The 22,283-nt window shown below is 37.6% G+C and carries 20 protein-coding genes; 15 read left to right on the plus strand and 5 right to left on the minus strand.

Features of this window, described 5'->3' with window-relative positions; translation table 11 throughout:
• The first annotated feature begins 9 nt into the window (after nucleotides 1-9).
• The 5 genes from JKP34_RS07545 (at nucleotide 10) to JKP34_RS07565 (ending at nucleotide 6,946) form a co-directional block, all read left to right on the plus strand.
• Nucleotides 10-1,455: a SusD/RagB family nutrient-binding outer membrane lipoprotein gene (locus JKP34_RS07545; protein ID WP_201919413.1), complete on the plus strand. Its 1,446-nt coding sequence runs from the start codon at nucleotides 10-12 to the stop codon at nucleotides 1,453-1,455.
• A gap of 4 nt (nucleotides 1,456-1,459) precedes the next feature.
• Nucleotides 1,460-2,227 (plus strand): SGNH/GDSL hydrolase family protein, encoded by a 768-nt coding sequence (locus tag JKP34_RS07550; protein WP_201919415.1) that lies wholly within the window; start codon nucleotides 1,460-1,462, stop codon nucleotides 2,225-2,227.
• The gene (locus JKP34_RS07555; RefSeq protein ID WP_201919417.1) at nucleotides 2,227-3,711 is read left to right on the plus strand and encodes an SLC13 family permease; all 1,485 of its coding nucleotides are present in this window, start codon (nucleotides 2,227-2,229) and stop codon (nucleotides 3,709-3,711) included. The genes JKP34_RS07550 and JKP34_RS07555 overlap by 1 nt, the downstream gene beginning before the upstream one ends.
• Before the next feature lie 11 nt (nucleotides 3,712-3,722).
• Nucleotides 3,723-5,525, plus strand: a complete 1,803-nt coding sequence (locus JKP34_RS07560; protein ID WP_201919419.1) for a hypothetical protein — start codon at nucleotides 3,723-3,725, stop codon at nucleotides 5,523-5,525.
• A gap of 89 nt (nucleotides 5,526-5,614) precedes the next feature.
• Nucleotides 5,615-6,946: an Ig-like domain-containing protein gene (locus tag JKP34_RS07565; RefSeq protein ID WP_201919420.1), complete on the plus strand. Its 1,332-nt coding sequence runs from the start codon at nucleotides 5,615-5,617 to the stop codon at nucleotides 6,944-6,946.
• Between the two features lie 29 nt (nucleotides 6,947-6,975).
• Here JKP34_RS07565 and JKP34_RS07570 read toward each other — a convergent pair whose 3' ends face one another.
• From JKP34_RS07570 to JKP34_RS07585, 4 genes are read right to left on the minus strand one after another with little or no spacing between them, the layout of a single operon-like run.
• Entirely contained in the window at nucleotides 6,976-8,055 is a 1,080-nt protein-coding gene (locus tag JKP34_RS07570) for a mechanosensitive ion channel family protein (RefSeq protein WP_201919422.1), read from the minus strand.
• An 18-nt stretch (nucleotides 8,056-8,073) separates the two neighbouring features.
• On the minus strand, nucleotides 8,074-9,402 hold the full coding sequence (locus tag JKP34_RS07575; RefSeq protein ID WP_201919424.1) for a serine hydrolase domain-containing protein: 1,329 nt from the start codon (nucleotides 9,400-9,402) through the stop codon (nucleotides 8,074-8,076).
• A gap of 58 nt (nucleotides 9,403-9,460) precedes the next feature.
• Nucleotides 9,461-9,751, minus strand: a complete 291-nt coding sequence (locus JKP34_RS07580; RefSeq protein ID WP_201919426.1) for a sll1863 family stress response protein — start codon at nucleotides 9,749-9,751, stop codon at nucleotides 9,461-9,463.
• Nucleotides 9,752-9,792: 41 nt separating this feature from the next.
• Nucleotides 9,793-10,980: an acyl-CoA dehydrogenase family protein gene (locus JKP34_RS07585; RefSeq protein ID WP_201919429.1), complete on the minus strand. Its 1,188-nt coding sequence runs from the start codon at nucleotides 10,978-10,980 to the stop codon at nucleotides 9,793-9,795.
• 110 nt (nucleotides 10,981-11,090) lie between these two features.
• Here JKP34_RS07585 and JKP34_RS07590 point away from each other — a divergent pair, with 110 nt between their 5' ends.
• From JKP34_RS07590 to JKP34_RS07625, 8 genes are all read left to right on the plus strand, one after another.
• Entirely contained in the window at nucleotides 11,091-12,098 is a 1,008-nt protein-coding gene (locus JKP34_RS07590) for a tryptophan 2,3-dioxygenase family protein (protein WP_317193662.1), read from the plus strand.
• Between the two features lie 20 nt (nucleotides 12,099-12,118).
• On the plus strand, nucleotides 12,119-13,924 hold the full coding sequence (locus JKP34_RS07595) for a toxin-antitoxin system YwqK family antitoxin (RefSeq protein WP_201919431.1): 1,806 nt from the start codon (nucleotides 12,119-12,121) through the stop codon (nucleotides 13,922-13,924).
• 10 nt (nucleotides 13,925-13,934) lie between these two features.
• Nucleotides 13,935-15,506 (plus strand): NAD(P)/FAD-dependent oxidoreductase, encoded by a 1,572-nt coding sequence (locus JKP34_RS07600; protein ID WP_201919433.1) that lies wholly within the window; start codon nucleotides 13,935-13,937, stop codon nucleotides 15,504-15,506.
• An 82-nt stretch (nucleotides 15,507-15,588) separates the two neighbouring features.
• Complete coding sequence (locus tag JKP34_RS07605) at nucleotides 15,589-15,957, plus strand: CoA-binding protein (protein WP_201919435.1); 369 nt, start codon at nucleotides 15,589-15,591, stop codon at nucleotides 15,955-15,957.
• A gap of 62 nt (nucleotides 15,958-16,019) precedes the next feature.
• Nucleotides 16,020-16,589, plus strand: coding sequence for an NUDIX domain-containing protein (locus tag JKP34_RS07610; protein WP_201919437.1), 570 nt, complete (start codon nucleotides 16,020-16,022; stop codon nucleotides 16,587-16,589).
• An 18-nt stretch (nucleotides 16,590-16,607) separates the two neighbouring features.
• Nucleotides 16,608-17,774, plus strand: a complete 1,167-nt coding sequence (locus JKP34_RS07615; RefSeq protein WP_201919439.1) for an MFS transporter — start codon at nucleotides 16,608-16,610, stop codon at nucleotides 17,772-17,774.
• A gap of 210 nt (nucleotides 17,775-17,984) precedes the next feature.
• Nucleotides 17,985-18,194, plus strand: coding sequence for a hypothetical protein (locus JKP34_RS07620; RefSeq protein ID WP_201919441.1), 210 nt, complete (start codon nucleotides 17,985-17,987; stop codon nucleotides 18,192-18,194).
• Nucleotides 18,191-18,559: a hypothetical protein gene (locus tag JKP34_RS07625; protein WP_201919443.1), complete on the plus strand. Its 369-nt coding sequence runs from the start codon at nucleotides 18,191-18,193 to the stop codon at nucleotides 18,557-18,559. Before JKP34_RS07620 ends, JKP34_RS07625 begins: the two co-directional genes overlap by 4 nt.
• A gap of 85 nt (nucleotides 18,560-18,644) precedes the next feature.
• Here the strand turns inward: JKP34_RS07625 and asnS are convergent, their stop codons facing one another.
• Complete coding sequence (gene asnS / locus JKP34_RS07630; protein WP_201919445.1) at nucleotides 18,645-20,096, minus strand: asparagine--tRNA ligase; 1,452 nt, start codon at nucleotides 20,094-20,096, stop codon at nucleotides 18,645-18,647.
• Between the two features lie 133 nt (nucleotides 20,097-20,229).
• On the opposite strand from asnS, the gene rpoN reads away from it, so the two are divergent.
• Complete coding sequence (rpoN, locus tag JKP34_RS07635; protein WP_201919447.1) at nucleotides 20,230-21,666, plus strand: RNA polymerase factor sigma-54; 1,437 nt, start codon at nucleotides 20,230-20,232, stop codon at nucleotides 21,664-21,666.
• A 146-nt stretch (nucleotides 21,667-21,812) separates the two neighbouring features.
• A complete protein-coding gene (locus JKP34_RS07640; RefSeq protein WP_201919449.1) occupies nucleotides 21,813-22,283 on the plus strand; it encodes a PA-phosphatase in 471 nt (156 codons plus the stop codon).

Genomic DNA, 22,283 nt, shown 5'->3' on the forward strand with positions numbered 1-22,283 from the left:
TAAACTAAGATGAAAACGTATATAAACATATTATTTACATTTCTAATATTCATATCATTTTCATGTACCGATTTGGTAGATGGTGAAGATGGTAACATAAATATCGATCCTGATAGTCCTACGCAAACAGGTTATCAAAGTGTTTTAACTACTACTGGAGTAGGTCAGATAATTTTACAAAATGGTGAAACGGCCCGCCTTGCAGGAATATTTGGAGGTACACATACGGGCACAGCCAGACAATATGGGGGATACAATGAATACTCCATTACTACCGGTGATTTTGATGCTATCTGGGATGACCTTTTTATCCATAGTTACAGAAATGCTCGCTTAACAGAAGAATTGGCAACAGATGTTGGTATATCTGGAATTACCATTGGTATTGCTCAAGTTCATCAAGCACTTGCTTTAGGTAGTGGAACATCATTATATGGTGATATTCCTTTTGATGAATTAGCTGACATAGACATTGAGAATCCAGATTTTGAAAATCAGGTTGATGTTTATGCAAAGATTCAGCTTTTGTTAGATGATGCTATTGAAAACCTGGAAGCTGGTGGAGGAAGACCTGCGACAGGTTCGGATATCTATTTTAATGGAGAACCCATGGAATGGATTGAGGTTGCTTATACCTTAAAAGCTAGATTCTATATACATACAGGTGAATATGCTAATGCCTATGCAGCTGCTCAAAATGGTATTTCTTCTGCAACAAATAACATGAGTGCTCCATACGGTTCCGCATTGGAAGCTTCAAACCTAAATTGGCAATTATGGGAGAATGAGACTCAAGGTGATGACATTATAATATCCGATTTTATTGTGAGTTTTGTGGCACCAAGTAATTCTGTAAGTCCAAACTTTGCTAATTATAGAGGTAATGCAAAAACCAACGAAACAGCACGTTTTAATTATCTATTCTCGACTAATGATAATGGCTTTCAGCCCAACCCTGCTGATGGTGCTTTTGGTGGACAAACAACACCATCACCAATTGTTACTTATGAGGAGAACTTATTAATTCTTGCCGAAGCAGGTTTCAGATCGGAAGGTTTTAATACCGGTTTATCTCATCTTAATGACTTTAGAGCGTTTATGGATGCCGGAGGTTATCTATGGGATGATGCCAATCCAGATAACATACAGTACGATGCCTATACAGCAGCTGATTTCGCAGCAGGTGGCATGGAAAATCAAGATGGTTTAAGCGCTGATGATGCACTGTTAAGAGAAATTCTGGAAGAGCGATATATCACGCTTTTCACTCAAATTGAAATCTTCAATGATGTTAGAAGAACATTAAATGAAACCAATGTGCGCGTTAATGTACAGCCTAACACAGGTTCTGAATTACCGCAGAGATTCATTTATGCGCAATCTGAAATAGACAGAAACGAGAACATACCTCGTCCGCTGCCTAATTTGTTTGATGCTACACCCGTAAATCAATAATTATATGCAGAGACAGTTTAGAAAAAATATCTTAACACTTGTCTTTTGCTTGTTCGTTGGATCAGTATTCGGGCAAAAGTCTAATAATAAAGATACGCTCCGAGTGCTCTTTGTAGGAAATAGCTACACCTATTTCTGGAATTTGCCACAAATGGTAGAAACAATGGCAAGGTCTAATGACTATGCGATGATTGCCAGAAAGTCTACCGCAGGAGGAACCAACTGGAAGCAGCATTGGGAAGGCGATAAAGGTTTAAAATCTCGATCAATAATTGAAGATGGCAATTGGGACGTGGTAGTACTTCAAAACCATAGTAAGAGTACCATCAATGATCTTGAGCAATTCATGGAATATGGTGATAAGTTGATTGAACTGGTAAAGTCAACAGGCGCAAGGCCTGTACTTTATGAAACATGGGCAAGATCATTTAATCCATTGATGATTGATCAGATAAAGTCAGGCTATCATGAACTTGCTGAAAAGCATAAGCTTGATGTTGTTCATGTTGGTGAAATTTGGTCTATGGCTCTTGATCAGAGAGCTGATCTCAGACTTTATGATCCTGATGATAGTCACCCTTCTACCATTGGTACTTATTTAACGGCCTGCGCATTTTACAGCTATTTAACAGGTAAAAGTGCACACGGGTTAGAAGAGAGAATATCTAAAACGGATGGAGATGGAGAGCTACTTTATTTATCAATTATGAGTGGAAATGATGCGGAATTTATGCAAGATGTTGTTGATCACTTTCAAACCCGAGGTAAATAATGGATAGAATAAAACGAATTTTACCTCTTTATTTAGGTCCGATAGTTTTTATTATTCTTGAAGTTATTGGGAAACCAGAAAGCATGAATGTGCAAGCATTTCATGTATTAGCAACTACAATTTGGATTGCTATCTGGTGGGTTACAGAAGCGGTGCCAATTGCGGTTACTGCGCTTTTGCCGATCATACTATTTCCTTTAACCGGAGCTGTGCCATTGGCTGATACAACAGTAGCATACGGTCATCGATACATATTCCTGTATCTGGGTGGTTTTATGATTGCCATAGCCATCGAAAGATGGAATTTGCACAGAAGAATAGCCTTGAACATTATCAACATCATAGGCTCTGATATTTCTAAAATCATTTTGGGCTTTATGGTAGCTACTGCATTCTTGTCAATGTGGATTTCAAATACAGCTACTTCAGTGATGATGTTGCCTATTGGTATTGCAGTGGTGAAACAGTTTAAAGATGCCAGTAAAGATGAGGCTATGTCGAGCAATCTTGGGAAAGGTTTGATGTTGGCAATTGCTTACAGCGCATCCATTGGTGGATTGGCTACTCTTATCGGTACACCGCCAAACTTAGTTTTAGCGGGCATATTGGAAGAGATATATGGTTATGAATTAATGTTTGTTGATTGGATTAAGTTTGGTTTACCTATATCTATTGTATTGCTATTCATTTGCTGGAAATACTTGACTAAAGTCGCCTTCAAATTTAAAAATACAAGCTTGCCGGGTGGTAAGGCTGAAATAGCCAAAATGCTAAAGAGCCTTGGTAAAATTAGCTTTGAGGAAAAGCGTGTTTTAGCCGTTTTTATTTTCACAGCTATCGCCTGGATGAGTAGATCACTTATTGAAAAAGTATTACCAGCCATTGATGATACCATTATTGCTATGGTATCGGCCATTATTCTTTTTGTAATTCCATCAAAGGATAAAAAACGAAAGCTGATTACCTGGGAAGAAGCTACAGATTTACCTTGGGGTATTATTTTACTATTTGGTGGCGGCATGGCATTAGCTAAAGGTTTCACTTCAACTGGCTTGGCAGAATGGATTGCACAGCAAATGAGTCAGCTCAATAACCTGCATATCATTTTATTAATTCTGGTATTAGTGGCCTTAGTAAATTTCTTGACAGAGATAACTTCAAATCTGGCTACTACGGCAATGATATTACCAATATTAGCCCCAATGGCACTATCATTTAATGTGAATCCTCTTGTAATTATGGTGAGTGTAACTGTGGCAGCTTCATGTGCTTTTATGCTGCCGGTGGCCACTCCGCCAAATGCAGTAGTGTTCGGTTCGGGTTATTTAAGAATACCGGATATGGTGAAATCAGGAGTTGTACTAAATTTTATTTCCATCTTTCTGATTACCATCGCTACTTATTTATTACTCCCTATTTTATGGGATATAGATATGACAGGCTTCCCTGAGGCCTTTAAATCAACGAATATTTTAACAGACTAAATAATACAGCTATGTTTAAAAAATTATTAAACTCGTTATATTTTGTATTAGGTGCATTTTTATTGATCAGTGCCTGTACAGAAGAAGATGATTTTGCTGATGAAACATTCAGTTCAGATCAATTTAGTATACTAAAAGTAACCGCAATAGAAGGCAATGAGGAAACCCGCCTTGAAAGTGGGATTGAAGGCATTTCCGCTTATCAATTACAACTAAATGTGGTTTTCTCGCATGAGGTTAATACAGATGCAATCAATAACGGTCTATCAATTTCAGGTGGCCCAGATTTCGATATTAGCTATGACAGTACTAACTCAGTGGCAACAATTGAATTTGCCTTATTAGATTATCAAAGTGAATATAGTCTAAGCCTGCCTCTTGGTAGTTATGGTGCTTCTGGTGAAACACTGGAAAACGAATTCTCTCTCAATTTTACCACTAAGCCTTTTGTTACACCTAATGTGAGTCTGTCCACGAGCAATGCCAATCCTGAAGAGGGTGGTTCAACAGTTGTTACTGCCACCTTGAGTGAAATTACAACGGCAGATGTCTCTGTTAATATAGAGGTTACAGGTGAAGCTTCATCTGGTGAAGATTTTACTTTAGGTGCAACAACCATTGTAGTTCCAGTGGGTGAACTATCTGCCTCGGTAAGTTTGGATATCATTGATGATGAAATTGCTGAAGGAGCAGAAAATATTCAGGTGAGTATTGTCAGTGTAGAAAATGGTGTGGATAATACAACGGAGCCACTAAATTTCTCTATTGTAGATAACGATGTCTTTACTGACCTAACCCTTAAAGGTGTTATGGCTATTAGATGGGCTACAGAAACAGATAATAATTCAGGAAAGGCAGTCCACTTGAGAGCTATCGCAGATATTGCAGATCTTAGTGTTTATGGTATTGGGGTTGCTAATAATGGTGGAGGCTCAGACAGTATCGAATATAGATTCCCGGAAATGTCCGTAGCGGCTGGTGAAGATGTGCTTCTGGCTCGTGATGATGCGGCCTTATTGAATTATTTTGGAGATGGTGCTGCTGAGTTTGAGCATGTTATTTCAACTGATGCAATGACTCAAAATGGTGATGATGCCATAGAGTTATACAGTGGAACAGCTGTTATTGATACCTATGGTGATGTAAATATTGATGGAACGGATATGTCATGGGAGTATTCTGGCTCTTGGGCCTATAAATTAGGAGGTGAATGGAGAACTGGTGGTGTTGATTGTGCATCAGGCTCTACTATTTCTAAAAATTCTGCCTGTATTTATCCTTTAATTGCCTCTGATTTATTATTCAAAGGAGCAATGGAAATAGAAACAAGTCCTGAAACTTCTGACCTTAGAATAAGAGCTTATCATTTTGAAGCACTAGAGGATATAGATGACTTAAGTGATTGGGCGGTGGAGATTTACAATAATGGTACGGGAGCCCCACCTTTTAGAATTGTTGGACTACCGTCTGAATCAGCTGCTGAAGGTGATGATATTCTGGTAGTAAGAGATTCGGATTTTGAAGCTGGCAATGTGGGGGCATATTTCGGAACTTGTGATGATGGATTCACTATATACACAAGCGGAGATGTAACAAGTAATGGTGATGATGCTTTGGTATTTACAGAAAATGCAATTCCATTAGATACTTTAGGTGTTGTTGGTGTTGACGGCACAGGTGAGTCTTGGGAATATGCTGATGGCTTTGGATATAGAACTGTACCTGGGGCAGAATTTGAATTCTCTGGTGCAGGTTGTACCACTAATGCTAACACAAATTCAGATGCCTCATGCTTTTACCCATTCTGTGAATAATATTTAAATTTTAATTATTGGTTTGCCCATTTCTCATTTTAAAGGAATGGGCAAACTTTTTCATGTCTAATCCACTTTTAATAATAGCTATGATAAAAGATAAACTCTTATTCTTTTTTATACTGCTAGCATGTTTTAGCTGCTCAGATGATGATAATTCGGTTAGCCAACTAAACGTGCTATCAATTACCGCAGACGGATCTTCAATTGCTGATGGACAAAATGAGGTTGGACTCAATCCGAATATAACTATAACGTTTGATGCCGCAATAGCTACTAAAAAGTTCGAAAACAGCTTCAATATCTCTCCTTCAGCCAGTAGTTCTTCTTTTAGTTATGGAAATGCAAATACAAGAGTAACTATTAATCTTGAACTGGAGCCAAGTGAAACTTTCAATATTTCTATTGAAGAATCAGCGCTAGGTGCTAGGGGTGAAGTTTTATCTGAACCAATTAACTTTGAAGTAAAAACCAATGCAAATACTATTGCAGCATGTACATCAGCTAATAGTGATTGCTTAGGTCAGCTAATTTTCGAAGATGCCGGAGAAAGCTACAGTCTTGATTATTACGCTAACTATCCTATAGATGAAGAAGTTAACCTTGATCAAATTGAAAAAGCCATAATTCTGGTTCATGGTGCTAACAGAAATAATGATGAGTATTTTCAGTGGATGATAAACTCGCTTAATGAGGTTGGTGCGATGCAAAACACATTGCTTATTTCTCCAAAATTTAAAGATGATTCAGAGGCAGCACAAAATGAGCTTTACTGGAATAGTAATAATTGGAGAGAGGGTACTGATGCACAAAGCGGATTACGTATAAGTTCTTTTGAGGTAGTTGACTCACTTATAGCTAGAATTGCAAGAAAGGCTAATAATCTGTCAAAAGTGCTAGTTACGGGTCATTCATCTGGTGGTTTATTTACACATGTTTATGCTACCGCTAATAAAATTGAAAATCAATTAACCTCGACTTCATTCGATTATATAGTAGCCAATAGCCAGTATTTCTATTATCCAGGTTCTGAAAGAGTTAATGAAAACAGTAATGAACTTTATGAACCCACAGATTGCGGAAGTTATGATTTCTGGCCTTTCGGCTTTAACTCAATTCCTAATTACCTGGCAAATACAACGGAAGCAACTTTGAATAATCAGCTTACAAATCGTTCGGTTTATTATTTGTTAGGTAATGGAAATCAAAGTGATCCTTCTTTAAACACTTCAGATTGCGGAGCCGTACTCTTAGGTTCAACCCGCTATCAGAGAGGGGAGAATATGTTTTATTTTATCAATCAGAAGTTCCCTGATAATAACAGTAAGCAGGTTATTGTGGAGGGAATTGGTCATAATGGTCAGGCTATGTATCAATCTACTGAATTTAGAGACCTGCTTAACGATTTGTTAGACCAGTAAAATTAAAAGAGAGGTTTAAGTATTTTTACTTAAGCCTTTCTCTCTAATTCATCGAGTTTTTCAAGACTAACTCGAGATTTTGGAAGCGCCTCAGGATAATTTTCCTGAATATAAACTATCATTTTTTCACGTACATAACACCTTAAATCCCACGCTTGAGGTGCATTTCTTGCCGACATTAAAAGCCTGATGTTCATGGAGCGTTCAGTGCTATCTACAATTTGAAGCACCTGTGCTTCTTTATCCCATAATGGAGTGCTTTCTAAAATTTTTACAAACTGTTTTCGTACCTCGTCTATAGGAATAGTGTAATCCATATACAAGAATACAGTACCTAGAATGTCAGAGCTGTTACGAGTCCAGTTCTGGTAGGTTTGTTCAGTAAAATAAGTGATGGGCAAAATCAATCTTCTTTTATCCCAAATTTTTACCACTACATAGGTGAGGTTAATTTCTTCTATCCAGCCCCATTCACCCTCAACAACTACATTATCATCTATTTTAATAGGCTGGGTGAAAGCTATTTGTATACCTGCCAATAGATTTCCAATTGTTTTCTGAGCGGCAAGTCCCAGAATTACACCTGCTATACCAGCAGAGGTGAGTATCGTACTGCCGTATTTTCTCACGCCTTCGAATTGTAACAAAATAACGCACACAGCCAATAGTATTAAAACGAACATTGCCATCTTGCGCAAGAAGATGATTTGAGTAATTATCTGTCTTTCTCTTACATTATCTTCTTTTTTTATGTCAAACCTGAGGAAGAGTAAATCTTGCACAAAAAATAGAAGCCTGATAGTTACTACGGCTATTGATGCTATTATCAGAGAATTTAGAATAGGTTTGATCACCTGAATCCAGTCGTCAGGAATACCTGTTTTTCTGAGAAAAGCATGCATAAACAGCAATGGCACAAACATGAAAAGACTGCTGTTAAACCTGCTTTTTAAACTTTTAATGGTCTTCCTATTACTTCTTTTACTCACGAAAGATAGTACCCCAAAAAATATGAGACGAACAACTAATCCTATAATAGCGGATGCTATTAAAAGGATTAAAAAAAGAAGGATAGGAGAATCAACATATTCTTTTAATTGTTGAACCATATATTTTTTGCGTAAAGACTACTCTTTAGTTAATGTAAAAGCTCTTCCAGCTTGCTCTAATTTAAGTTCGTTTTTTGGGCTATCAAAAATCATTTTAATTCCAGCTGGTTTAAATACGAAGGTACTATCATCAGTTGCAGTAAGTGGAAAGGCTGATTGTCCGGTAGCTTGTGCTTGCAATAGGCCTTCAACAAGTTTTATTTCTATATCTAATGGGAAACTTTCAGAAGTGTAAAGACCAACGTATGCTTTTAAAGTTTCTTCTGGTACATTAACAGTAGCTTTAAAGTCAGGTATTTCATAGGGTTTATTGTAGTAAGCATTAAGTAGCCCTAATAGAATCTCATTTCTTGAGAAGCTTACAGCGTTACAAAGTACAGTTACCGAAAGGCCATCATCAGGGTTATAGCAACTAACCGCTTGAAAACCATCAATACCTCCAGTATGTCCAATAACAAAATCATTGTTGTAAGGCATGCTGAAAAGACCATATCCATAGTTATCAGTCATGGCAGTCATCTTTGCTAAAGAATTTTCTGATACGAGTTTTCCTGAAAATAAATGCTCAAAGAATTTACATGTTTCCGCAGCTGTAGATGATATTGCTCCTGCACCCATGGTGATACTCATATTGGTAACAGGGGCTTTGATCCACTCTGTTGTTTTAATGTAGGATAAAGCCTCATCATCATTTAAGTTAATCGTTTTTTCAAAAGCCGTTCTTTCTAAATTCAGCGGTTCAATTATTTTCTCATTAAGTAACTCTTCAAATGGTTGGTTGTAAACATCCTCCAGAATAAAGGACAATAAAACATAGCCGGTATTAGAGTATTCATACTTCTCACCGGGCTGAAATTGTATCTCCCCTGACTGTAAAATTGTGAGCATCTCTTCTTTTGTCTTCTCCTGAGTCATGTAAGTGGCGAAAAAGGGAGAATTGGTGAAGTTATATAACCCGCTTCTGTGTTGTAATAGGTGCGTTATAGTAATGCTGTCACTATTTTCGAAATCGGGATAGTAAGTTGAAAGTTTATTATTTAATTCCAGTTCGCCTTCTTCAACAGCCATCATTATTAAGGAGGCCGTAAAAGTTTTAGTTATTGAACCTATTCTAAACTGAGTGTTTACTGTAGGTCTTAAGCTATCTTCATAATTTTTAAAACCATACGTATTTTGATAGAGAAGCTTACCATCTTTCATAATAGCTACACTACCTGATCCCTCGTTATTCTCCTCTATTGCGCTGAAGAATTTATCGAGTTTGTCTCTATTGATTTCCTGGGCATTAAGAAATTGAGCAGAAAATAGCGTTAACAGTAAAACTATTTTTATAGATAAGTTATTCATTTTGATGTGGTTGATAGTTTATGAAGTCATAAAAAAGGCCGGTTTCCCGGCCTGTTATCTATTTTTCAAGTTTACTTTTGACATCGTCCACGCTCTTAGAAAAAGCATTGGCAGAGGCGGAGAATACATTGCTTAGTTCTTCGGCCGTTTCATCACCAAAGTGTTGTACTCTATTCCATTTTTCCTCCAGTTCGGCCTTTGCTTTATCAAGTTCTTCAATATGTCTTTTGAATTCTTCTTGTCTGTCGCTGGCTTTCTGCCGTGCAGTTACTCTTACTTCTTCGTACTTAGCTAAGAGTTCCTCTAATTTTTGTTTCGAAGATTTCTTAAATTCTTCATGTGTTGACATAAGCTAAATTTATTAGGTTAAAAAAATTAAACCTAAATCAATTATTCAAATGCAGGTATTCCGGTAATCTCCTTACCTAAAATAAGCAAGTGAATATCATGAGTACCTTCATAAGTAACAACCGACTCTAAGTTGGCCATGTGACGCATCATAGGATATTCTCCTGTAATACCCATACCACCATGAATCTGTCTTGCCTCTCTGGCAATATTTAGCGCAACCTCTACGGCATTGCGTTTTGCCATAGAAATTTGAGCGGTAGTTGCCTTGCCTTCATTAAATAATTGACCCAGTCTGTAGTTTAATAACTGTGATTTGGTGATTTCGGTTAGCATTTCAGACAATTTTTTCTGAGTTAATTGAAATGAACCGATAGGTTTGCCGAATTGATGACGCTCTAAAGAGTATCTTCTGGCTGAATCGTAACAGTCCATAGCAGCACCAATAGCACCCCAGGCAATACCAAATCTGGCTGAATCTAAGCACATCATAGGAGCTCCTAAGCCTGATTTACCTTCAAGCAGATTTTCTTTTGGTACTTTCACATTATCAAAAACAAGCTCTCCAGTAGTACTTGCTCTTAACGACCATTTACCATGAGTTTCAGGAGTTGAGAAACCTTCCATTCCTCTTTCTACAATTAATCCGTGAATTCTACCTTCTTCACTTTTCGCCCAAACAACAGCTACATCTGCTTTTGGAGAGTTAGAAATCCACATTTTAGCTCCATTTAAAACATAGTGATCACCTGCATCCTTAAAATTGGTTACCATGCCACTAGGGTTTGATCCATGATCAGGTTCAGTTAAACCGAAGCAACCTAACCATTCTCCTGATGCTAACTTTGGTAAATATTTATTGCGCTGCGCTTCATTTCCAAATTTATAGATAGGATACATCACCAATGATCCTTGTACAGAAGCTGTAGAACGCATGCCTGAATCACCACGTTCAATTTCCTGCATAATCAATCCGTAAGAAATATAATCAAGGCCACCACCGCCATAAGTTTCAGGAATTGTTGGTCCGAAAGCACCCACATCACCAAATTTCTTCACTATCTCATAAGGGAAATGAGCATTTTGAGCCCACTCCTCAATGTTTGGACTTATTTCCTTCTTCACAAAATCACGCACTGATTGTCTTATTAACTTGTGTTCTTCAGTCAATAATCCATCCAAAGCGTAAAAATCAGGCGATTCAAATTGGTCCTTTGAGGCTGTAATCATAATATATTGGTTTATAATTTTATATTTTTGTACTTAGATGTCGCAAATTTAAAAGGGATTTTGATTAATCCATTGGTATTGTTAATAATTGATTTTTTAAAGGTTAAATAGTGGACAAGCAGCAGATTCAGGAAAATATCGAAAAACTTAATGAGAAATATCAGGCCATGGGTCAGGACATTAGCTCCTACCTGGATGGCTTGCTACTTTCAAACTATCTCAATTATTGGGATTATGTAAATGTAGATACCTTATTAACACTTCAAAAGCCTAAGACTGATTTTCCTGATGAATTGATCTTTATTATCTACCATCAGATTACCGAATTATACTTCAAATTGAGTCTTCATGAGATTGAGCAGATTGCTAATAATGGAAGAGAAATTGCTGCAAATGGAGAAGATAAAGGGTGGAATGAGGAATTATCTGCACAATATTTTCTAGAGAGGGTTGAGCGAATCAATAGGTATTTTGAAGCGCTAACCAAGTCATTTGAAATTATGGTTCAAGGTATGGAGCCTGAGCAGTTTAAAAGATTTCGAATGGCCTTACTACCGGCAAGTGGCTTTCAATCCGGACAGTATAGGTTAATAGAGTTTGCTTCTACACCGCTTTACCATATTCTTCAAAAGGATGTACGAGATGATATTAAAGACAAAAGCATAGAAGAGCAATATCCTTATGTTTATTGGAAGAAAGGTGCTACTGAGGTTGAAACGGGTAAGAAAACGTTAACGCTAGAACAGTTCGAAGCTAAATATAAGAATGAATTTATTAGTTGGATTAAGCGTTTTGAGGACTGCAATCTTTGGAAAAAATATAAAAGCTTAGATGAGAATGATCCTTTACAGGAGAAAATTCAGAAAGCTTTAAGATCTTATGATTTGAATGTGAATGTGTTTTGGCCACTGGCTCATTATAAATCGGCTGTTAAATATTTACAACAGCAAGAAGGTGACGCACCTGCTACAGGTGGAACCAACTGGCAGAAATATTTACCACCACGTTTCCAAAAAAGAATTTTCTTTCCTGAATTATGGACAGAAGAAGAGCAGAATGAGTGGGGTAAAGGTTGGGTTGTGCAGCAAATCTTTGGTTCAGGAAAAGTAGATAATTGAAAAATATAGTCATCATATTAATGTTACTCCCTATACTCTCTTTAGCGCAAAGCAAAGAAGTGAGGAACTACTATGATGAGGATCGTGAGCAGTTAAAGGAACGCTACTTTGTAAGCGATTTAAAACCTACAGAGCTGTATGGTACTTATGAATCATACTACATTTCTGGTCAGCTTAAGAGCATAGGGGAGTATGTAGATAATGAGCCTATTGGTCAGTGGAAATATTACTTTGAGAATGGCCAGCTAAAAATGAAAGGTCATTTGAAAAATAACTCTAATCACGGCCTATGGACTTACTATTTTGAAAATGGAAATAAGAGGATGGAAGGCCATATCTATGATGGTTACCGAGAAGGTGAATGGATTTATTTTTATGAAACCGGAGAGCAGAAGAGCGAGGGGGAATATCTGAATGATAACAAAAATGGTCTTTGGAATTACTATTATGAAGATGGTAGTTTAAAAGGAAAGGCCATTTATAACCAGGGTGATGGTGTCTATAAAGAATTTTTCCCTGATGGTGAGGTGAAAATGGAAGGCTTTATTACTGATGGTAAGAGTGATAGCCTCTGGAGAAATTATTATGAAACTGGTGAGCTCAAATCCAAAGGTTTATATAAAGAAGGTGCGAAGGAAGGTAAGTGGACCTACTTTTATAAATCAGGCAATATTTCGGGTGTCGGGCATTTTAAGGATAATCTAAGCCATGGAAAATGGTCCTACTATTATCCTGACGGTTCGCTGGAGGCAGAAGGTGCCGAAAGAGCCGGTAAAAAAGAAGGTTACTGGAAGCTCTATTATGAAGATGGTTCAACCAAGGGGGAAAGTGTTTATGAGGCAGGCAGTGGAGATTACAAGGAATTTTACGAAAGCGGCAAGCTAAAATTAAAAGGAAGAATTGTAGATGAAAAATATGTTGACTCATGGATCTATTATTACGAAACTGGTGAGATTGAAGGCCGTGCAGAATATGATAATGGTTTGGGTGAATATATAGGCTTCTATAAAGATGGCACCCAAAAGATGAAAGGCACAGTCGATGGTCAAACCAAAACAGGTACATGGGAGCTGTATAATGAAAATGGAATACTTGCAGGCTTCTATAAGCCGGTTTATGATGAGTATGAGCCTCTTTTGAGACAAACACTAGCTAATGAAGAAAGCAAAGAAACACCTAAATACAATAAACCTGAATACAGATATAGGTCAAAAAGGATCTCTTATATGAAGCCAAGAAATAGCGACTTTCCTACAATTGTGGCGCAGGTAAATCCATTCAATATGCTTTTTGGTGATCTACAGATTTCATTGGAATATAATATACAACAGCGCATAGGCTATGAAGCCCTGCTTCACGTATATAGAAATCCATTTTTTGCTAATTCCTATAATTTAACTTCAGGAGACACCTTTTTTGAAGGATATGGATTTTCTTTTAGGCAACGTTTTTACCATAAGGATTCCCCCTTTGGTATGCCTTATTTTGGACATTCCTTAGGCTACCAAAATATTGATCACTTAAAATACTATACCAATTCATTTGATAATTCTGAGAGTAGAGCTACTGTAAAACAACAAGGTATCAGATATGGACTTCTTGTAGGAACCAGAATTTTGCAAAACCTTAATGATAATGGATTTACTTTTGATTTAAATGTGGGAGTCAATTTTGGCTATCATTTTTATGAAGACATTAGTAATACCGGTGATAATAATACTGTATTTGATGATCTGAAAAATAGAGAATTCCGGGTGAGCCCAATTGTTGGAGTTTCCATCGGTTATGTTTTTAGATTGAAAAAGGTTAGCACCTTAAATCCCTAATTAGAAATATATGCACACCCAAGAGGTAATTCTTACCCCTGAACAAGCTTTTGACGAGCAAAATGTACTCGGTCACATCAGACAAAAAATAGGACTTAAGGCTGCCGATAATATCAGAATTTATAAGCGTTCTATTGACGCCCGTTCTAAGGAAATTAAAGTTAGAATGCAGGTTCAGGTTTATGGTAAGGAAGCCATGCCTGATTTAATTTCTTATAATATTGATTCACTTCAGAGAGTATCAGATAAAAAGAAAGCTGTAATTATTGGAGCGGGTCCTGCCGGATTGTTTGCTGCTTTGAGGCTTATTGAGTTAGGTGTAAAGCCGATAATTCTGGAAAGGGGCAAGGATGTAAGGGCCAGGAGAAGAGATTTAGCGGCCATCAATAAAGAGCATCTCGTGAATCCAGAAAGCAATTATTGTTTCGGAGAAGGGGGAGCAGGTACTTACTCTGATGGAAAACTTTACACACGCTCAAAGAAACGTGGAGACGTAAAGCGCATACTTGAAATTCTAGTGGCCCATGGTGCTAAAGAGGATATACTTATTGATGCCCATCCGCACATTGGTACCAATAAATTACCTAAGCTTATTCAGGAAATGCGGGAAACTATTTTAGCCAAGGGAGGAGAAATACATTTCAATACCAAGGTTACTGAGTTTATTAAGGAAGAAGATGTTTTAAACGCAGTGAAAACTGCCGATGGTGCAACTTTTGAGGCTGATGGTTTTATTCTTGCAACAGGCCACTCTGCCCGAGATATATTTGAACAACTGCACAAAGCTGATATCCTTATAGAGGCAAAGCCTTTTGCTCTGGGGGTACGTGTGGAACATCCTCAAGCTATAATTGATAAAATTCAATACAGGCGAGACGATCGTGGTGAATACTTACCGGCTTCCTCATACGCATTGGTACATCAAACCTATTATAACGATCACCAAAGAGGAGTTTTCTCATTTTGTATGTGTCCTGGTGGATTTATAGTACCAGCCGCAACGGCAGAGGGTGAAGTGGTAGTTAATGGCATGAGTCCATCACGAAGAGATTCTAAATATGCCAACTCTGGAATCGTTGTAGCTATTGAACTGGAGGATATGAAAGACTATGAAAAGTTTGGCCCGTTGAAAGGACTGAAACTACAAGAAGCTATTGAAAAAAGCGCATGGGAAGCAGGTGGCAGAACGCAGGTAGCTCCAGCTCAAAGACTCATTGACTTCACAAAAGGAGTGGTAAGTAAAGATCTTCCTGATACTTCCTATCAACCAGGTTTAAAATCTGTTGACATGAATAAGGTGTTGCCTGACTTTATTACGGAGCGACTGAAGGCAGCCTTTAAGGCTTACGGAAAAAAGATGAAGGGCTATTTAACCAATGAAGCCCAAATTGTGGGTGTTGAGAGTCGCACTTCATCTCCTATTCGTATTCCGAGAGAAAAAGAAACCTTAGAGCACCCTACTACAAAAAGACTTTACCCTTGTGGAGAAGGAGCTGGCTATGCGGGCGGTATTGTTTCAGCCGCTATGGATGGCGAACGCTGTGCTGAAAAACTAGTTGAACAATTGTCAACTGGCAATTAACAATTAGCATTGATCAACTAACAATTGGTATACTTTGCTGTTTTAATTCATTAACATGCTAATCTTAATAACTTAACAACCTATGAGTAAAAAGACAGTCATCATCGGAGCCACTACTAATCCATCACGTTATGCCTATTTCGCAGCAGATAGGTTAACTAATGCTGGTCATGAGATTGTACCTGTAGGAATTAAAAAAGGAGAGGTGTTCGGAGAGGAAATACTGGATATTAAAAAGTCTCCTGAGGTGACTGATGTTGATACAGTAACCATGTACTTAGGGCCTCAAAACCAGCCTGAGTATTATGATTATATAGTAGGCTTAAATCCGAAACGCATCATCTTCAATCCAGGTACAGAAAATCCTGAGCTAGTAAAGAAAGCCCAAGAAGCTGGTATAGAAACAGAATACGCCTGCACCTTGGTGATGTTAGGCAGTGGGGTTTATTAAATAAATAATCTCTTCTTATTTCCGATTAGGCATAGTTTCTTTGTGCTTAAATCATTAATGTAATGTCTGACCATTCAAAAAAGAATCCCTGGCAAACGCTTGCCTCTAAAGAAATCTATGAAAACCCATGGATTAAGGTGGAGGAAGATCAGGTAATTAATCCTGGTGGAGGAAAAGGGATTTATGGTAAAGTGCATTTTAAAAATATTGCCATTGGCATCATCCCAATAGATGAACATGGCAATACCTGGCTGGTAGGTCAGCATCGCTATCCCTTAGATATCTACAGCTGGGAAATTCCGGAAGGTGGTTGCCCTGAAGGTGAGGATAAACTAGACGGTGCAAAAAGAGAACTGAAAGAGGAGACAGGTTTAAGTGCTGAAAACTGGCAAGAAGTACTCACCATGCATTTAAGCAATTCGGTTTCCGATGAAGTTGGTTTTGTTTACTTAGCTACTGAATTAACTCAAGGTGCTACTGAGTTTGAAGAGTCAGAGGATTTAGCTATTAAAAAACTTCCTGTAGTAGAAGCTATTCAGATGGTGATGGAATCAAAAATCACCGACTCACTAAGTGTAGCTGGTTTGCTTAAAGTTGACAAATTAATGAAAGAAGGTGCTTTAAAGTTTTAAGTTGCTTTAATTTGCAGCATGAAGCAAGAGCGACTTATTAATGGCCCTTTTATAGCACTTAGTTTAAGTGCTTTTTTATTTTTTGCCAGCTTCAACATGATCATTCCTATGTTACCTGATTTCCTTACCAGTCTTGGTGGAGGTGAGTACAAAGGTTTGATTATATCGCTTTTCACAATTACAGCAGGTTTGTCCAGACCTTTCAGTGGCAAATTAGCCGATAAAATTGGTAGAATACCTGTTATGATATTTGGAGCAGTTGTCTGTTTTATTGCAGGCTTATCATATCCTTTTGTAACAGGAGTGGTTGCTTTCTTTATACTCCGTTTGTTGCATGGTTTCTCAACAGGTTTCACACCAACGGGTAATGCAGCTTATGTGGCCGATATTGTTCCATTCAATAGAAGGGGAGAAGCGATGGGGATCATCGGAGTAGCTATCAGTATTGGAACAGCTACTGGCAATGCACTTGGTGGCCATATTGGAAGCATCTATCCGATCGATTATGTTTTTTACACCTCTGCCGCTACGGCTATTATGAGCGTAATCATTCTGGCAGGAATGAATGAAACCTTGGTAGATAAAGTACAATTCAATTTTGGGTTACTGAAGCTGAATAGAAATGAAATTATAGAGAAGAAAGTGCTTGTTCCCGCTATCTATATGGCTTTAAGTGTTTTTTCTTTCGGTTTGGTACTGACCATTATGCCGGATTATAGTGCGCATTTAGATATTAGCAATAAGGGACTTTTCTTTGCTGTATTTGTATTGGCTTCATTAGGCGTTAGGATCGTGGCTGGAAAGATTTCAGACAAAATTGGCAGAGTTAAAGTGCTTAAAGTATCTTCTTTTATGCTGGCTATAGCCATGGTGCTTATAGCTTTATCCAATTCGTTAATATCTCTTATTGGAGCTGGAATAGTTTTCGGATTAGCTGTTGGAATGAATTCACCCACGGTTTTTGCCTGGGCAATCGATTTGGCTGATGACAACAAGCGAGGGAAAGCTTTGGCAACCCTTTATATCTTCCTCGAAATAGGGATAGGGATGGGAGCCTTTATCTCCGGCTGGATTTATAGCAATGATTCAGCTTTCTTCCAGCGTACTTTCTATACGGGTGCCGGCTTTGCATTGGTGTCATTTATCTATTTAAATATAGCCACTTCAAGAAAGCAAATGCACTAAAGATGGATATTCTCTTAATTGTTTAACAGTTTGTAGACTATCAAAAGAAGTTGACAATAGATTTGTCATTTTGTTAAATGACAGAATTTCATGCTAACAAAGTCGTTAATTTGGTGCAGTCAAGGAATTTGATTTCCTCAATAAAACTCATTTTGTCTGAACATAAAGTATGTCTAATTGGTAATTATTACTCAAAATAAAAGGCAATTGATGGCATCAAATAGTAAATGGGATGATTTTAAAAATATAGTAAAAAACTATTTTGGTTGGTGGGTCGATATTTCACAAATAGAACCTGAGGATTCTACCTCCGAGAAAGTCAAAAAGATTTCCATCAAAGTACTGGGAGTACTTTCCTTAGTTGTTTTTAGCCCAATTTACATATTGGGATTAATACTAGCTTTTATCATAGCCTTATGAAGAAGATACTGTTTCATTATGGTTTTATTATACCTGTTTTGGCATTTACCATCCATCAAGTGCTGGAAATAATATTCGAAATTCATATCCCTTTTCTTGACAATTATTTAGATCCTTTCTGTGCAGGAGCTATTATGCTCCACGCACTGGCTATAGAGCGCAAAGTTATCTTGGATAATAAGCTTACTTATTTAGATGTGGTAATAGCAATTGTGCTGCTATCCATTATTGTTGAAGTCTTGTTTCCTTACCTGTCCTCACGCTTTACTGCTGATATTTACGATCTGCTTTCATTTATTACTGGAGGCATATGGTTTCTATTAACAAGAGGAGATTTACTAATTAGAACCTATAAAAGGGAATAGATACAATGGCAGATGTTTTGAAAGAAATAAAAAATCCCACACTTTATTTAAAATGTGGGATTGATTTAAAACTTCACTTTATTTTTTAAAACTCCGCATTATCTGGTGTTCTTGGGAAAGGGATTACATCTCTGATATTGCCCATTCCGGTAACAAACAGCATCAATCTTTCAAAACCGAGTCCAAAACCGCTATGAGGAGCGGATCCAAACCTACGGGTATCTAAATACCACCACATTTCTTCTTCTGGTATATTCATTTCACCCATACGCTTTTGCAACTTCTCTAAACGTTCTTCTCTTTGAGACCCCCCAACAATTTCTCCAATACCAGGAAAAAGAATGTCCATGGCAGCTACAGTTTTATCATCATCGTTCTGGCGCATGTAGAAGGCCTTGATGTCTTTAGGGTAGTTATAAATTACTACTGGTTTCTTGAAATGCTTTTCTACCAAAAATCTTTCATGTTCCGACTGTAAATCAGCACCCCACTCTTCAATCAAGTAGTTGAATTTTTTCTTCTTATTTGGCTTAGAGTTTTTAAGAATATCGATTGCATCAGTATAGGTAATACGCTCGAAGTCATTTTCCAGAATGAACTGTAAACGTTCCATTAGCGTCATTTCAGATCGCTCAGTCTGAGGTTTGTTTTTCTCCTCATCTTGGGCACGCTGTGATAAAAATTGTAAGTCATCCTCACAGTTTTCCATTACATATTTTACTGTGTACTGAAGTAAATCCTGTGCCAGCTGGATATTTTCATCTAACTCATAAAAAGCCATTTCTGGCTCTATCATCCAGAATTCAGCTAGGTGCCGAGTGGTATTTGAGTTCTCAGCTCTAAATGTTGGTCCAAAAGTATATATCTCGCCCAAAGCCATGGCGCCTAATTCACCCTCAAGCTGACCAGACACAGTAAGGTTAGTTTCCTTCCCAAAGAAATCCTGCTTGTAGTCAACTTTGCCCTCATCAGTTTTAGGAATGTTATCCAAATCGAAATTAGTCACATGAAAAGTTTCACCAGCGCCTTCAGCATCACTAGCAGTAATGATTGGTGTGTGGAGGTTATAAAAGCCTTTCATATGGAAGAATTCATGTACAGCATAAGACAATGCATGCCTAACTCTGAATACGGCACTAAAAGTATTGGTACGCATTCTTAGATGAGCCACTTCTCTCATAAATTCCATAGAATGCTTCTTAGGCTGTAGCGGATACTTCTCAGGATCGGCTTTACCAAGCACCTCAATATTTTCAGCAACAATTTCTACTGACTGCCCACTTCCTTGTGATTCAACAAGTTTACCTACCACGCTAATGGCTGCTCCGGTTGTTACATGCTTCAATACTTCTTCAGTAATGATGGCAGGATCGGCAACTACTTGTATGTTATTGATGGTTGAACCATCATTCAATGCAATAAAATTTACATGCTTATTTCCTCTTTTAGTTCTTACCCACCCTTTGGCTAAGACATTTTCGCCAACCAGTTCTCCGGTTAATAACTTTTTGATTTTGTTTCTTACAGGAACAGTCATAAATTTTATGCGTTAATTAGTAATAATTTCAGTGGCGCAAAATTGGATATTTTACCCTTTTTATCAAAGATTTGAAGAATTTAAATAAATTTGAAGAATAAACTTTGGCACCATTTTTAGGTTGTAATTCAGTATGCAAAAACTCACTTTAACACAAAGCTTAGGTCAGCGCTTATCACCACAACAGATTCAGTTTATAAAACTGTTGCAGGTGCCTACTGCTGAGTTAGATAGCCGTATTGAAGAAGAACTTGAGATTAACCCCGCTCTGGAAGAAGGTAAAGACGAACCTGATACCCTTGAAGACGAATATGGAGAGGAAGAGTCATCTAAAGATGATGAAATAGACATTGATGATTACCTGCAGGATGATGATTATGCAGATTATAAAACAAGAGGTGATAGTGGAGGACAAGAGGAAGAGCGCGAAATGCCAATCGCTATGTCTACCACGCTTAATGATCAACTGATGACCCAATTGGGTTATTTGGGGCTCGATGAAAGACAAGAAAAAATAGGTAAACAGCTCATAGGTAGTATTGAGGGCGATGGCTACATCCGCAGAGAGCTTGATGCAATAGTGAATGATTTAGCATTCTCACAAAATGTAATGACTGATGTGGATGAGCTTGAAGACATCTTAATGAAGATTCAAGACTTTGATCCGGCTGGTATTGCTGCTCGAAATCTTCAGGAGTGTCTCTTACTTCAGCTTGAAAGAAAAATTGACCAAACAGATGCCGTTCAGCTTGCCACCAGAATTGTAGATGAATGTTTCGATGAGTTTACTAAAAAGCATTATGATAAAATAACTAAGAAGCTTGATGTGGAAGATGAAGAGCTTTTTAAGGAAGCTATTCAAACCATCACCAAACTAAACCCTAAGCCAGGTGGGGCAGGCAGTGGCTTGGTGCGCACTCAATATTTAATGCCTGATTTCATCATTAATGAGCAAAATGGTGAGTTGGTGCTAAGCCTTAATTCAAGAAATGCCCCAGACTTAAGAGTAAGCTCTTCTTATGCAGAAATGCTGAAGGCTTATGATAAAAGTGACAAGAAAGACAAGAAGCTTAAAGAAACTGTTGGTTTCGTTAAGCAAAAGCTTGATAGTGCAAAGTGGTTTATTGATGCCATTAAACAGCGTCAGTTAACCTTGTTAAATACCATGAATGCCATCATGGAATATCAATATGATTTCTTTCAGGAAGGAGATGAAAGTAAACTAAGGCCGATGATCCTTAAGGATATTGCTGAGAAAATTGACATGGATATTTCCACTGTTTCTCGTGTAGCCAACAGTAAAGCAGTACAAACGGATTTTGGTATTTATCCACTTAAATTCTTCTTTTCAGAAGGTATCGCTACCGAATCCGGAGAAGATGTAAGTAGCCGAGAAGTAAAGAATAGCTTAAGAGAAATTATAGAGAAAGAAGATAAAAGTAAGCCACTATCGGATGATAAACTAGAAAAACTGTTAAAGGAAAAGGGCTATCAAATAGCCAGAAGAACGGTAGCTAAATATCGTGAACAGCTGAATATACCTGTAGCGAGGTTACGAAAAGAATTATAGTGAACAACCTGCTCGCAAAAATTATATCGGTTGTTTTTCACCCACTATTAATCACTACTTATATTTTTGGCGGTGTGCTCATTTGTATGCCCCTTACTTTAAGCTTTAGTCCGAGCCTGTCATGGAAGTTTTTAAGCATGATTTTCATGACCACTTTTTTAATTCCATTTGCAGGTATCGTGGTACTTAAATTCACAAGAACCATAAGCAAGCTTGAAATGGATGATAAAAAGGAGCGCTTTTTTCCATTCCTATTCATCAGCATATTTTATGGAGTAACTACTTATCTCTTCTGGGATAAGTTTAGATTTCCTCCTTTGGTGATCAACATTCTTATTTCAGTCTCTATTTCTCTGGTGATTTTAACAGCTATTACGCTATTTTGGAAAATAAGTGCGCATGCTTTAGCCATAAGTGGAGCGGCAGGTATTTTTGTAGCCCTACTTTTTGGTGTTGAACCTACATTTGTTCACTATGCTGTGGTGGTGGCTTTTTTACTAATGGGTGTAGTAGGTTCAGCCAGACTAAGACTTAATGCCCATACCGATCAACAAGTATGGGTCGGCTACCTGATTGGTTTTTTAGTAAATTTTATCTCAATTTTAATTCTGAATTAA

The sequence above is a fragment of the Marivirga atlantica genome (assembly GCF_016734805.1).
In the GTDB taxonomy this organism is placed as follows: Bacteria; Bacteroidota; Bacteroidia; order Cytophagales; family Cyclobacteriaceae; genus Marivirga; species Marivirga atlantica.